This is a genomic window from Zobellia nedashkovskayae (assembly GCF_015330125.1).
In the GTDB taxonomy this organism is placed as follows: domain Bacteria; phylum Bacteroidota; class Bacteroidia; order Flavobacteriales; family Flavobacteriaceae; genus Zobellia; species Zobellia nedashkovskayae.
In genome coordinates this window covers 2604090-2617128 of sequence record NZ_JADDXR010000002.1, presented here as the reverse complement: position 1 = coordinate 2617128, position 13039 = coordinate 2604090, and the positions used below count along the sequence as shown (strand labels likewise).

Below are 13039 nucleotides of genomic sequence, written 5' to 3'. Positions count from 1 at the left end.
TTAAACAAAAAAAATCCCATCATATGATGGGATTTATCTATTTGTACACTACACAAGATTTATCAGATTTCTTCTTTATCTCTTAAACCTTGAATGTATTCTGCTTTCTGTATCTGCGCTCTGCGCTGAACTGAAGGTTTTGTGAATTGTTGACGCTTACGCAATCTGCGCATCGTACCCGTTTTATCAAATTTACGCTTGAAACGTTTCAAAGCGCGATCGATGTTTTCTCCTTCTTTTATTGGTATAATTAACATTGGCTACAACCTCCTTTCTTTATGATTAAGGCGGCAAATATATAAACTAATTTACAATTGAGCACTACTTATTTTTAAATATACCAGAAAACGGCGTATCCAAAAAAACATGAACAACTCCTCGGTCTATATATCCACTACTCTTTTGGCATTCTATATTCTTTTTTATCTATAACAATTTTTGCAATTATCTCTTTAAGTATTTCAGAGGTCCCACCTCCTATTGGCCCTAAACGACTATCTCTAAACATGCGTGCCATAGGATAATCTTCAATATAACCGTAACCTCCTAAGAACTGCAAACAGTCATAAGCAACCTTATCTGCCATTTCAGTGGACTTTAACTTAGAAATAGTGGCTTCTCGAACAACATATTCACCTTTGCCCATCTTATAAACTACGCCGTAATTATATTGCTTACACAAATCCATATCCGCATGCAGATCTACAAACTTGTGTCTTAACGCCTGATACTGATTGATAGATTTACCAAACGTTTCCCGCTCGGACATATATTGCTGTGCATAGTCCAAAGCCCATTCTGCTCTGGCATGAGCATTGATACCCATCACCAAACGTTCTAAAGCGAAAGCTTCCATTATAAAAGCGAAGCCTTTTCCTTCCTCACCCATTAAATTGCTTGCTGGTATTTTTACGTTGTCAAAAGCAAGCTCTGCAGTATCTGATGCACGCCAGCCCAATTTATTCAACTTATTGGCCGAAACACCTTCCTTATCCAAATCAACAATAAAAATACTTATTCCTTTATTACCCGCAGACGGATCGGTCTTTGCCGCAAGAATACAATAATCTCCATAAACACCATTAGTAATAAAAGTCTTTGATCCGTTTATTATATAACTATCACCTTCTCTTACCGCAGTCGTTCGCATGCCAGCAACATCACTACCACCAAAAGGCTCCGTTACACCTAAACAACCTATTTTTTCACCATGCACACTTGGAATTAAATATGCTTTTTTCTGTTCGTCATTTGCATTTGTGTTCAAATGGGTCATGGCCAAATAGGCATGCGCCCACATGGCAGCTGCAAAACCACCTGAATTTATCCTCTGGAGCTCTTCCAGAAATATAACCGTATAGAAGAGATCCAACCCTAAACCATCATAAGTTTCAGGGGTTGCGAGACCAAAATAGCCCATATCACCAAATTTTTTCCAAATAAAGGATTCTATGGTTCCCGAAGCTTCCCATTTATCTATATGAGGTACTACTTCTTTCTTTAAAAAATCTCGGAGACTCTCTCTAAATAATTGATGTTCTTCCGTAAAGTACATGCTTTGCATTGCAATTAAATTTATAGGGTCAAATATAACTTAATTCTATCAATCTTCTCAAATGGAAAATCTTCTATTTTTGATAATTCATCAAAAGAAAGTATAGTTCCTTTGTCAGTTCTGTAATTTACTATGCCCTCAGAGACACTTTTTTGAAGATATACTAATTTAGATAGATTTTTAGCTGATGCTGTATTTATGTTAATTTTCTCGATAATTGGTTTTTTCAGCACTTGAAATCGTTTCAAAGTTCGTTCTACAACTTCAGGCTCCAAACCATACACATCATACAATTGTTCATTTACCAAAAACCCTCCTAACCTATCCCGAAATTTTACAATTCTAGCAGAAAGCTTTTCACCAATTCCGTTAATTTGCCGAAGTTCTTCAATAGTTGCAGAATTTAAATCGGAAACTGCAAATTTTGATTCCGCCTTTCTAACACCTCTTTCTTGTTCTGTAGATGATCTTTTATAAGATGAAGTGGACTTTGCTTTGCGCTGCGTCCATTCAGGAAACTTAAAATAAGGAGAAATTATTTGTAGCAAGGAATCTGAAACTTGGGTTACTTTTTGAAAGTCTTCTGCCGAATTTACAAATTTTCCATTATTTCTGAAATCATGTAACCTATCAATTTCTTCTACGGACAACCCCAAGGTATAGCCCTTAAAGTCCGTTATATAATTAGGATTAAAAGGGTAAATCTTAATAGAGTCTTTTAGTTGCTCCCGAACCTTTAGACTATCTATCCGTGCTTGTAATGGTTCATTCTCAATAAAAGAATTATTAATCTCAGCAGCTCCGGATGAACGAAGAACGAAATATGCTAACTGAAGCGTTACTATTATGAACAGCAAATAAAAAACCCCACTTCGTTCTTGCTTATTGAACCTGAAGTGGGATTTGAAATTTTTCATCCGCTAAATAAGATATATTAACTATTCCTTAGCGGTTATCTGCTTTTTAAAAAGTTCGTTTTTCTTAAGTTTCTTCCAGTATGTACCTAAGTCGCTCTTAACCTCACCCGACATGATATAAAGACCAATGATATTTGGGAACGACATGGCCAGAATCATCATATCTGAGAAATCCAATACAGCTCCCAAACTAACAGAAGCGCCAATAACTACAAATACTAAGAAAAGCATCTTGTAGACCATCTCTGATTTTTTACTTTTTCCAAAAAGGTATGTCCAAGCACGCATGCCATAGTATGACCATGATATCATTGTAGAAAAAGCAAAAAGGAATACCGCTAAAGCCAATACGTATGGAAACCATGAAATTTGGCTTCCGAATGCATCTGAAGTCAACTGTGCTCCTGCCATACCTTCTACTTCGTGCATACCTGTAAAAATAAGCACGAGAGCTGTAAGCGTACAAACTACCACCGTATCTAAGAAAGGCTCAAGAAGAGCTACAAAACCTTCTGATGGAGGATGATTGGTTTTTGCAGTACTATGCGCAATGGCCGCGGAACCAACGCCCGCCTCATTAGAGAAGGCCGCCCTCTGAAAGCCAATTACCAGAACACCTATAACCCCACCTTTTAAAGCAGATGGACTAAAAGCTCCTTCCCATATTGCCGTAAATGCAGGCCCTATGTTTTCAATGTTCATAATAATCACTGCCAAAGCCGCTATGATATAAACCGAAGCCATTAAAGGAACAATCTTACCCGTAACATTAGCTATACTATTAATTCCACCTATAATTACAACACCTACAAGAATTGCCGTAACAACACCAAACCAAAATCCTTGACCAACCAAAGCTGGAAATTGTCCTGCCAATTGCTCAAAAGATTGATTCGCCTGGAACATGTTTCCACCACCAAAAGATGCGCCAATTGCCAAGACAGCAAAGAAACCTGCTAAGACTTTACCAAAGCCTTTCATACCACGCTTCTCTAGTCCGTACCTTAAATAATTCATTGGGCCTCCAAAAACCCTTCCATCTGGTAATATATCTCTATATTTTACACCTAACGTACATTCAACAAATTTAGAAGACATCCCCAATAAACCACAAACAATCATCCAAAATGTTGCTCCTGCACCACCTAAGGAAACGGCTACTGCAACACCCGCAATATTACCGAGCCCTACTGTACCTGATACCGCTGTTGCCAAAGCCTGGAAATGTGTTACTTGACCAGGTGCATCAGGATCATCATACTTTCCTCTTGCTAAATCAATAGAGTGCCCAAAGCCTCTAATATTAATAAAGCCCATTCTAATCGTAAAGAAAGTAGCTCCTAAGACCAACCAAATTACAATAAAGGGGATAGGCTTAGTAATTGGGTCTCCATTTGGATGTACCATAACCAAAGGCTCATCATACTTAATTTCTGCTAAGTAATGCGCGCCCGACTCAATAACATGTTTTGCATTTTCAGAATTGTAAATGACTTTACCTTCACTTACCAAATACTTTAATTCTCCAGTAACAGTAGCAGTGACAGTTAAATCTTGTTCATCATTACTCGAAACTATAGCGATATTATCACCTTTCTTGACCTTAGCTCCTTCAGGCTTCAGCCATTTTTTGAGAACGAATCTATTTTCAGTTTCATTGGTCCACCCCGGGGTACCCACCAATTTAACATCTGCGTAAACTACAGGATCATAAATCCCTACAGCAGCAAAAGGATCCCAAAAAAGTATAGCACCCAATGCGCTTACCGCAGGGGTCATTGTACCATTAAAAATTTCAGCTATTGCTGCGGGTTCTATTTCAAATACTTTTGTTTCCGAATTACCCGCAGAATCGGTAATCAATACATCATAAGGCACACCTTCTACAAGCCCACTGGCTCTTTTAGAAGACAAAGCAGTTGACTGATTACTCCATTTATAAACATATGGAGGTGTCCCTCCCGTTACATCTAACTCAATAACACCATCGTTTATTTGTGCTGACGGATTGTAAACCTTGCCTTTTACAACAAGTTCTTGAGAAAAGGCCACTACACCAAGTAGTAGGAAAAACAATAAGGTAAATTTCTTCATATGTATTTTTGTCGGTTCAGTGCTCATCAATGGTTTTAACACAATTGCGGCAATATCATAAAAAATAGTAACACAATCAAATAATAATGTTCAATTAACGTAGATGGGATTAACCTATCTTAAACATTTCATTTAATTTCCGTATTTGCTCTGGCCTACCCAAAACAATAACTTTACTCATTGGTTGCAATTGTAAATCTGCTTCAGGATTAATGATGTAATTACCATCCGGTTCTATGTAACCAATTATGGTACAGCCTGTTCGTCTTCTAAGATCTAAATCACGCAAAGAATTACATTCCACTTGTTCTTTAAAATCTTCAATAGCAACCTCTTCCAAATTGGTGGTATGTTCGCCTTCTACACCCAGCTTATCCATAAAAGTAATTAAGTCAGGCATTACAATCAATGAAGCCATATGGTCTCCACCAATTTTATCTGGCATAATTACTTTATCGGCGCCGGCCAAAAGCAATTTTTTCTGTGAAGTCTGCAAAGATGCTCTGGTAACTATAAAAAGTGCTTTGTTCAATTGTCTTGCAGATAACACTACAAAAAGATTGGTAGCATCATCGGGAAGTGCTGTTATCAGATACCTAGCACGATTAATACCTGCTGCTTGTAAAACTTCGTCTTCGTTAGCATCGCCTTCCACAAATAGAACATCTTCATCATATTTTTCAATAACCTCCTTATCCCTTTCGATAATTACAAATGACTTATTGTAGGCTGTCAATCGTTTAACGGCCTGCATTCCGTTTCTACCAAAACCACATACAATAACATGATCAGTAAGGTTTTCTATCTTATTTTTCACTTTTTTGTTTTTTAATTCCTCTAGTGAATTTCTACTCAAAATATATTCGGTAATAACCGAGATAGCAAATGCAAAAATGAAAATACTAAGTATAATCAATACTACAGTGAATAATTTTTCTTGGGTATCCATTGGCCCAACTTCGGAAAAACCTACAGTAGTAACTGTAATAATGGTCATGTAAAGCGCATCTATCCAAGAAAGCTCCGATAGAAAACGATAACCCAGAACACCAATTATTAGCACGCTTGACATTAAAGTCAGCGCTATATTCATTCTAGACTGAAAGAATTGTGTAATCTTCATAAATCAAAAACGGAAGTACGTTTTGTATACATCAGATCTTTTATTCCTAGCCAAAAAGCCAAAAACAAATAAAGTGCAAAACCAAAACCAAGGGTTACAAAAGTTAGATAGATAAATGATGTACGGACTACTCTAGCCCTAATACCTAATCTTTCCGCAATTCTACGGCATACCTCAAAACCACGTTTCTGAAAATAATAAAGTAATTTGTAGAAAATGTTCATATTAAATCTGTGTATAGACAGGACAAACTCTTAAAAGAGTATTTATCATAATCAAGAAATCAAATTTAACCATTTCAACGCAATAAACTAGTACCTATAACACATTGCAAACATTTGTTTTGAGTACAATACTCATTATACAGTTGCAACAAAGCTTGACTCTCTTGCGCACTGGCAACAACGAGACCGTGTGTTTTAAAATTACGCACTACAGTATTTTCTTCTTTTTTAATTTTTGAGATGATATGAATAATGCTCTCATTAACATCCCTACCCTGGTATTTGGCATAACAAAATTGTAGTGGTAAAATAGCATTGACCATCAATAGATCAATGAACTTTGGGGTAAGTTTTTTTGTATTCTTTTTTGATTCCTTACCAAATGTAAAATGATTGTTCCAATACGGGCTAGCAGAAACCCCAAACAACATGTACATTTCATCTACACCTGCTGCCGTTACTACTTTTTGAAACAATGATGAATGTGTAGCGTATAGATTAGCCAATTGCGATAAGCGGATAGTTGGGAAATTGGGCGGTCTTAGTTTGAAGAATTGTGGTTTCAGAACGCTTTTATCATTTAAATTATATTTTTTCTTCTGGTAAGCGTACTCTTTTTTGAGTTGTATATAGTTTTCATCCAAGACTTCTTCATCTTCTAATAAATGAGTCATACCAAACAACAAGCTCTCCATCTGAAAAACATTCTCTTGCTGTTTTCTAAAAACAGAAAAATCAAGAGCAGAACCCAAGCTTAAAAAAGATGCTCCATTTATCTTAAGTCCAAAAGTCTTTAAAAGCAAAGTAAAAAGAACCTGCTCCCAATCATTGTTGGATTTTTTCAAAAGGTCAAATACAAATTCGGCTTTCGCCTCTAGCCTTTCAAAATAAAGTCGCTCTAACCAATTTTTAACCAAGAAATCATCAACGTCTTTAATGTCTTTTTCGCAGTTAATAAAACGTGTTTCATTTTTATCGAATAGCTTTTGATAGGATTGCAAAAGCTGTAATGGAATGTACTTACGAAGTTCTAAGGTGGGAATACTACTATTATCATTTCTAAAAACCTCGCCATCATCCTCCCAAACAACATGAAGAATAACATTATTATAGTTCTCATCTTCCTCATGATGATGCGCGTACCAGTCCGAAGATTTTAGATGCATCTCTACATTACCTGCCCAAACCTGATCATCAATATTTATTTTAGCATTAAAGAAATCAGGGCCTGCCAACAAGTTGTGCGTACCAAAATCTAAAAGAGACACACGTTCTCCTTGGGTGGTTTCCAAGTCGGTAAGCTGTAATTTTTTATACTTCCAAATAAAATGAAGAAGGTCTTCACGCATGGCACACTGTTTATCTTTCGTTTGCACAATGTAGATACAATATTTGTAAAAACTAAATTACAAGAAACAACAAATCCCCAAAGACACCTTTACAAGACACCTATTGAGGACTCTATTTTCTCTAGTTTTTGAAACTTACTTAGATGAACGTAATATAAAATTAACTACTCTCCTTCTATTGCTCCGTCCCAATTCATGAAACCACCTTCCAAGTTATAGGTATTCTCAATACCTACACTATTCATAATGGCACAGGCCTGACCGCTTCGGTTACCACTACGGCAATACACATAGTAGTTCTTACTCTTATCAAGCTTTTCTATTTCGTTCAAGAAATCTTGTCCCAAATAAAAATCTATATTAGTAGAATTAGGAATATAACCTTCTTCTATTTCTTGTGGAGTTCTAACATCTAAGATAAGCGCATTGTCATCTTTTGCCAATTGCTCTTCCCACTCTTCTTGTGATAAATTCATAACGTTATTTTTTATCGCTACCGCGAATATCAATTAAAACTCAAAATTACGGTTTTTGACGCAAAGGCATTTCCTAAATATTTAACAAAAAATTACCTGTCGCAAATTTCATCACATCAAACATTAAATATACATTTGTATATACAATAGTTGTATTGACATGAATGTTGAAGATATTATAAAGACAGAAAAAGAAATTCCTCTAAAAAGCCGAACGCTGATTCACTTTTTATTGGTCAATAATACAATTACAGAGGCTTTAAGCGCTGCTCTAAAACCTTACGGCGTATCATTACAACAGTTTAATGTACTGCGCATTTTAAGGGGCCAAAATGAAAAACCAGCAAGTTTGGCCACTCTTAATGAGCGTATGGTCACCAAAATGAGTAATACTACCCGTTTAGTAGATAAACTTTTATTAAAAGGGTATGTAGAAAGAAAGGTTTGCCCATCGAACCGACGAAAGGTTGAAATACGTATAACAGAAGAGGGACTTCTTATTTTGAAAAAAATGGATACCTCAATGTCCGAAGCTGAAGATAATGTGCTTCAAAATCTATCGGACAAGGAAATGGAGCAACTGAACATATTGTTCAATAAATTTGAATAGAAACACTAATTATTAATTAAATTTTAAACATCGATTATGAAAAAAGGAGTATTTAGTTTAGCACTAGCCCTAGTATTTGGAGTTGCAACAGCAACAGAGCCTGTGGCAGAAGAGAAAAAAGAAGTAAAAACAGAAACAAGTACAGTTACTTGGAAAGCATATAAAGTGACTGGTTCTCATACTGGTACTGTAAATTTAAAATCAGGTTCCTTGGCTTTTGACGGCGACAAACTTACCGGTGGTGAATTTGTGGTAGATATGACTACTCTTGTCACTACTGATCTTGAAGGTGAGTCAAAAGGGAAACTAGAAGGACATTTAAAATCCGAAGATTTCTTTTCTACTGAGAAAAATACAGAAGCCACATTGGTTTTCACTGGTGTTGAAGCCACTGGCAAAAACGCATACGAAGTTACGGGAGACCTAACTATTAAAGGTATTACAAAACCCATAACTTTTGACGTATCTGTTTATGGTAGCAAAGCAACTGCTTCTGTAAAAGTAGACAGAACTGCTTATGACATTAAATATGGTTCAGGTAGTTTCTTTGAAAACTTAGGTGACAAGGCTATTTATGACGAGTTTGACCTTGTTGTTGATTTAGAATTCTAAATTATTTTTACAATAAAAAATTTAAGCCCTGCTTTCATTGTGATTGCAGGGCTTTATTTTTTCAAACAATCGGTTTGTGGTTTTAAAAATGATTTCTATATTTGGACCAATGAACAGAAATAACTCAAATACTTGGTGGTGGAACAACTCTCGACAGATATCGTGAGCTAGCATCATTGTAGTAAAACTATATAAAGGCTTGTCATCACGACAAGCCTTTTGCATTTGAATACTATCAACATGAAGTACAAATTAAAATCTTTTCACAAAAAAATTCTTGCAGATACAATCACGCCGGTAAGCGTTTATCTCAAAATTAGAGATCGTTTTCCGAATAGTATTTTGTTAGAAAGTAGTGACTACCACGCGGCGGACAATAGTTTTTCTTACATCTGCTGCAACCCCATTGCTTCTATAAAAATTGAGAACGAAACTATTGTTGAGCACTTTCCTGACCAAACTTCCAATGAAACAGAAATTACTAAGGACACAGACGTAGTAAAAGTTCTTCATGATTTTAGCAAAAAATTTGAAGCTGAGGAAAGTGATTTCAAATTCATAAACAACGGTATTTTTGGATACATGGCCTACGATGCCGTGCGTTACTATGAAGACGTTAAAATTAGCAAAAAAGACAATTCCGTTTCCATTCCTGATATCTATTATGCGGTTTACCAAAATATCATCGCAATAGATCACCAGAAAAATGAAGCTTATATTTTTGCACATTGCTTCAACACAGAAGAAAACACAACCGAAATTGCTCATATTTTAGATGTACGCACTTTTGCTTCCTATAAATTTACTTTAGATGGCGAGGCCACTTCTAATTTAGAGGATGAAGAATATAGAGAGCATGTACGGTTAGCTAAAAAGCATTGCCAACGCGGTGATGTTTTTCAACTAGTATTGTCTCGCCGTTTCTCTCAAGGTTTTAAAGGAGATGAATTTAATGTGTACCGAGCGCTACGTTCTGTAAACCCATCCCCATATTTGTTTTACTTTGATTATGGCGATTTTAAAATATTTGGAAGTTCTCCTGAAGCTCAACTTATTGTAAAAGACGGTAATGCCGAAATTCATCCTATTGCGGGAACTTTTAAACGTACCGGAAACGATGAACAAGACGCCATCTTAGCAAAAGAACTTACGGAAGATGATAAAGAGAATAGTGAACATGTAATGTTAGTTGATTTGGCCCGAAACGATTTGAGCCGAAACGGAAGTATGGTAGAGGTTACCAATTACAGAGAGGTACAGTTCTTCTCTCATGTTATTCATTTGGTATCAAAAGTAATGGGGAAAAAGAAGAAAGATATCCCTACCATGAAAGTAGTGGCAGATACTTTCCCAGCAGGTACTTTGAGCGGTGCACCAAAACACATGGCCATGCAGCTTATTGAAAAATACGAGAAAACCAGTCGCGGTTATTATGGCGGCGCCATTGGTTTTATGGATTTTGATGGCAATTTTAATCACGCCATTATGATTCGTACATTTTTAAGTAAAAATCACCAGTTGCATTACCAAGCAGGTGCAGGTATTGTCGCTGCCTCAAACCCTGAAGATGAACTGCAAGAAACTTATAACAAATTGGGCGCACTTACCAAAGCTTTGAAAATAGCTGAAACTATATAACGATGAAAAAGATTTTAGTAATAGACAACTACGATAGTTTCACTTACAATTTAGTTCATTATTTAGAGGACTTAGATTGTCAGGTTACTGTAAAACGTAACGATCAACTAACTTTAGAAGAGGTAGATGCTTTTGATAAAATTGTACTATCGCCAGGTCCCGGTATTCCAGATGAAGCAGGACTTCTAAAAGAAATCATTGCCAAATACGCGCCTACTAAAAGTATTTTTGGAGTTTGTCTAGGACAACAGGCCATTTGCGAGGTTTTTGGTGGCTCTCTAATCAATCTAGAAGACGTTTATCACGGTATAGCCACTGAAATAACACTAATAAAAGACGACGCTAATTTTGAAGGTTTACCTAAAAAATTACTGGTTGGGCGCTACCACTCTTGGGTTGTGGACCCCAATTTACCGGAAAGCCTAGAAGCTACTTCTGTTGACGAAAACGGTCAGATTATGTCACTTCGCCATAAAGTTTTTGATGTTTCTGCAGTGCAATTTCATCCGGAATCGGTTTTGACTCCTGAAGGCAAAAAAATTCTTGCCAACTGGGTAAAAAACTAAATTAAGAAATCGCACGAAACATATTAAATAGCACCTCATAGTAGTAAGAACAGTACCATGAAAGAAACATTAAATAAGCTCATCAATCACGATATTCTTCCTAAAGAAGAAGCAAAACAAGTGTTGGTGAACATTGCAAAAGGAGATTACAATACAAGTCAGATAGCCGCATTTTTAACGGTTTATATGATGCGTAGCATTACTATAGATGAACTAGAAGGTTTTCGTGACGCACTTTTAGAGTTATGTTTAGCCATTGACCTTTCCGAATATAACCCTATTGACCTTTGTGGAACAGGTGGTGACGGAAAAGATACGTTCAACATCTCTACTTTATCATCATTTGTAACGGCAGGTGCCGGTGTACATGTTACTAAACATGGTAATTACGGAGTTTCTTCAAAATGCGGAAGTAGTAATGTAATGGAGTTTCTAGGAATCAAATTCAGTAATGAAGCCAACTTCCTAAGAAAATCTATTGATGAAGCGGGTATTTGTGTGCTACACGCTCCTTTATTTCACCCTGCCATGAAAAATGTAGGTCCTATTAGAAAAGAATTGGCCGTAAAAACATTCTTCAACATGTTAGGGCCAATGGTAAACCCTGCTTTCCCAAAGAATCAAATAGTGGGTGTATTCAATTTAGAGTTGGCCAGAATGTACGGCTACCTCTACCAAAATACAGACAAAAAATTCACGGTGCTCCATGCATTGGATGGATATGACGAAATATCGTTGACGGGAAGTACAAAAACCATTTCCAATACCCGTGAAAGCATGCTTAAGCCTGAAGATTTTGGGGTGCAGAAAATTATGCAATCCCAAATTGTTGGTGGCGATTCTATTGAAGATTCTGCACAGATATTCATGAACGTACTACAAGGACGTGGTACAGAAGCTCAGAACAATGTAGTATGTGCAAATGCTGGAATTGCAATTGCAACGGTCAAGAATTTAAGCCCTAAAGAAGGTTTTGAATTGGCCAAAGAATCTTTGTTGGCCGGTAAAGGCCTAAATGCATTAAGAAAGTTGCAAGAATTGAGCAAAAATTAAAAGTAGCCGCAAAGAACAGAAATATGAACATTCTAGATAAAATAGTAGCCGACAAACGTAAAGAAGTAGACTTAAAAAAGTCTCTTATACCGGTTTCACAATTAGAAAATTCGGTAATGTTCTCTCGTAACACGGTTTCTTTGAGTAATGCGCTTCGCAATAGTAGTTCTGGCATTATTGCGGAACACAAGCGTCGTTCGCCATCAAAATCAGAAATTAATCAAGGTCTGAATGTTCAAGATGTAGCCACAGGATATGAAAATGCAGGAGTTTGTGGTATGTCCGTTTTAACGGACGGGAAATATTTTGGCGGTTCTTTAGACGATTTGATATTGGCTCGCGCAGCAGTGCAAATGCCTTTATTGCGAAAAGAATTTATCATTAACGAATTTCAAATATTAGAGGCCAAAGCGCACGGAGCAGATGTTATTCTTTTGATTGCAGCTATTTTATCCAAAGAGGAAATAAAGACCTTTTCAGAACTTGCAAAAAGTCTTGGTTTAGATGTATTATTAGAAGTACACAACGAAGCCGAACTGCATAAAAGTATTATGCCCAGCCTTGACATGTTAGGTGTAAATAATCGAAATCTAAAGACTTTTGAGGTTAGTTTAGAAACCAGCAAAGCGCTTTCTAGATTAATTCCAGATGAGTTCGTAAAGGTTTCCGAAAGCGGAATCAGTTCTATAGAGGCCATTAAAGATTTAAAACCTTATGGCTACCAAGGTTTTTTAATTGGTGAAAATTTTATGAAGACCGATAACCCTGGTGCGAGTGCAAAAGAATTTATAAATCAATTGTCGTAATTGCGACCCAACAGTA

The 13039-nt window shown here is 36.5% G+C and carries 14 protein-coding genes; 6 read left to right on the top strand and 8 right to left on the bottom strand.

What is annotated here, in order from left to right:
• Positions 1-62 precede the first annotated feature (62 nt).
• The 8 genes from rpsU to IWB64_RS10945 form a co-directional block, all read right to left on the bottom strand.
• Positions 63-257 (bottom strand): 30S ribosomal protein S21, encoded by a 195-nt coding sequence (rpsU, locus tag IWB64_RS10980; protein WP_155597518.1) that lies wholly within the window; start codon positions 255-257, stop codon positions 63-65.
• 137 nt (positions 258-394) lie between these two features.
• Positions 395-1564: an acyl-CoA dehydrogenase family protein gene (locus tag IWB64_RS10975; protein WP_194534040.1), complete on the bottom strand. Its 1170-nt coding sequence runs from the start codon at positions 1562-1564 to the stop codon at positions 395-397.
• Between the two features lie 11 nt (positions 1565-1575).
• Positions 1576-2472 (bottom strand): ComEA family DNA-binding protein, encoded by an 897-nt coding sequence (locus IWB64_RS10970; RefSeq protein WP_194534039.1) that lies wholly within the window; start codon positions 2470-2472, stop codon positions 1576-1578.
• 21 nt (positions 2473-2493) lie between these two features.
• Entirely contained in the window at positions 2494-4566 is a 2073-nt protein-coding gene (locus tag IWB64_RS10965) for an amino acid carrier protein (RefSeq protein WP_194534038.1), read from the bottom strand.
• Positions 4567-4675: 109 nt separating this feature from the next.
• A complete protein-coding gene (locus IWB64_RS10960) occupies positions 4676-5689 on the bottom strand; it encodes a potassium channel family protein (RefSeq protein WP_226975859.1) in 1014 nt (337 codons plus the stop codon).
• Entirely contained in the window at positions 5686-5913 is a 228-nt protein-coding gene (locus IWB64_RS10955) for a PspC domain-containing protein (protein ID WP_155597522.1), read from the bottom strand. Before IWB64_RS10955 ends, IWB64_RS10960 begins: the two co-directional genes overlap by 4 nt.
• A 74-nt stretch (positions 5914-5987) precedes the next feature.
• Positions 5988-7262 (bottom strand): DUF2851 family protein, encoded by a 1275-nt coding sequence (locus IWB64_RS10950; protein ID WP_194534037.1) that lies wholly within the window; start codon positions 7260-7262, stop codon positions 5988-5990.
• 164 nt (positions 7263-7426) lie between these two features.
• On the bottom strand, positions 7427-7738 hold the full coding sequence (locus tag IWB64_RS10945; protein ID WP_194534036.1) for a rhodanese-like domain-containing protein: 312 nt from the start codon (positions 7736-7738) through the stop codon (positions 7427-7429).
• Positions 7739-7898: 160 nt separating this feature from the next.
• Between IWB64_RS10945 and IWB64_RS10940 the strand changes: the two genes are divergently transcribed.
• From IWB64_RS10940 to trpC, 6 genes are all read left to right on the top strand, one after another.
• Complete coding sequence (locus IWB64_RS10940; RefSeq protein WP_194534035.1) at positions 7899-8348, top strand: MarR family winged helix-turn-helix transcriptional regulator; 450 nt, start codon at positions 7899-7901, stop codon at positions 8346-8348.
• 36 nt (positions 8349-8384) lie between these two features.
• Positions 8385-8960 (top strand): YceI family protein, encoded by a 576-nt coding sequence (locus IWB64_RS10935; RefSeq protein ID WP_194534034.1) that lies wholly within the window; start codon positions 8385-8387, stop codon positions 8958-8960.
• A gap of 240 nt (positions 8961-9200) precedes the next feature.
• Positions 9201-10598, top strand: coding sequence for an anthranilate synthase component I family protein (locus IWB64_RS10930; protein ID WP_194534033.1), 1398 nt, complete (start codon positions 9201-9203; stop codon positions 10596-10598).
• Between the two features lie 2 nt (positions 10599-10600).
• The gene (locus IWB64_RS10925) at positions 10601-11164 is read left to right on the top strand and encodes an anthranilate synthase component II (RefSeq protein WP_194534032.1); all 564 of its coding nucleotides are present in this window, start codon (positions 10601-10603) and stop codon (positions 11162-11164) included.
• Between the two features lie 57 nt (positions 11165-11221).
• Positions 11222-12217: an anthranilate phosphoribosyltransferase gene (gene trpD, locus IWB64_RS10920; protein ID WP_194534031.1), complete on the top strand. Its 996-nt coding sequence runs from the start codon at positions 11222-11224 to the stop codon at positions 12215-12217.
• Between the two features lie 23 nt (positions 12218-12240).
• Positions 12241-13023, top strand: coding sequence for an indole-3-glycerol phosphate synthase TrpC (gene trpC, locus IWB64_RS10915; RefSeq protein WP_194534030.1), 783 nt, complete (start codon positions 12241-12243; stop codon positions 13021-13023).
• Positions 13024-13039 lie beyond the last annotated feature (16 nt).

Bases quoted from the DNA above. Each gene is read 5' to 3' on its own strand.
- rpsU (WP_155597518.1), bottom strand. From the start codon at position 257: ATGTTAATTATACCAATAAAAGAAGGAGAAAACATCGATCGCGCTTTG.
- IWB64_RS10975 (WP_194534040.1), bottom strand. From the start codon at position 1,564: ATGCAAAGCATGTACTTTACGGAAGAACATCAATTATTTAGAGAGAGT.
- IWB64_RS10970 (WP_194534039.1), bottom strand. From the start codon at position 2,472: ATGAAAAATTTCAAATCCCACTTCAGGTTCAATAAGCAAGAACGAAGT.
- IWB64_RS10965 (WP_194534038.1), bottom strand. From the start codon at position 4,566: ATGAAGAAATTTACCTTATTGTTTTTCCTACTACTTGGTGTAGTGGCC.
- IWB64_RS10960 (WP_226975859.1), bottom strand. From the start codon at position 5,689: ATGAAGATTACACAATTCTTTCAGTCTAGAATGAATATAGCGCTGACT.
- IWB64_RS10955 (WP_155597522.1), bottom strand. From the start codon at position 5,913: ATGAACATTTTCTACAAATTACTTTATTATTTTCAGAAACGTGGTTTT.
- IWB64_RS10950 (WP_194534037.1), bottom strand. From the start codon at position 7,262: ATGCGTGAAGACCTTCTTCATTTTATTTGGAAGTATAAAAAATTACAG.
- IWB64_RS10945 (WP_194534036.1), bottom strand. From the start codon at position 7,738: ATGAATTTATCACAAGAAGAGTGGGAAGAGCAATTGGCAAAAGATGAC.
- IWB64_RS10940 (WP_194534035.1), top strand. From the start codon at position 7,899: ATGAATGTTGAAGATATTATAAAGACAGAAAAAGAAATTCCTCTAAAA.
- IWB64_RS10935 (WP_194534034.1), top strand. From the start codon at position 8,385: ATGAAAAAAGGAGTATTTAGTTTAGCACTAGCCCTAGTATTTGGAGTT.
- IWB64_RS10930 (WP_194534033.1), top strand. From the start codon at position 9,201: ATGAAGTACAAATTAAAATCTTTTCACAAAAAAATTCTTGCAGATACA.
- IWB64_RS10925 (WP_194534032.1), top strand. From the start codon at position 10,601: ATGAAAAAGATTTTAGTAATAGACAACTACGATAGTTTCACTTACAAT.
- trpD (WP_194534031.1), top strand. From the start codon at position 11,222: ATGAAAGAAACATTAAATAAGCTCATCAATCACGATATTCTTCCTAAA.
- trpC (WP_194534030.1), top strand. From the start codon at position 12,241: ATGAACATTCTAGATAAAATAGTAGCCGACAAACGTAAAGAAGTAGAC.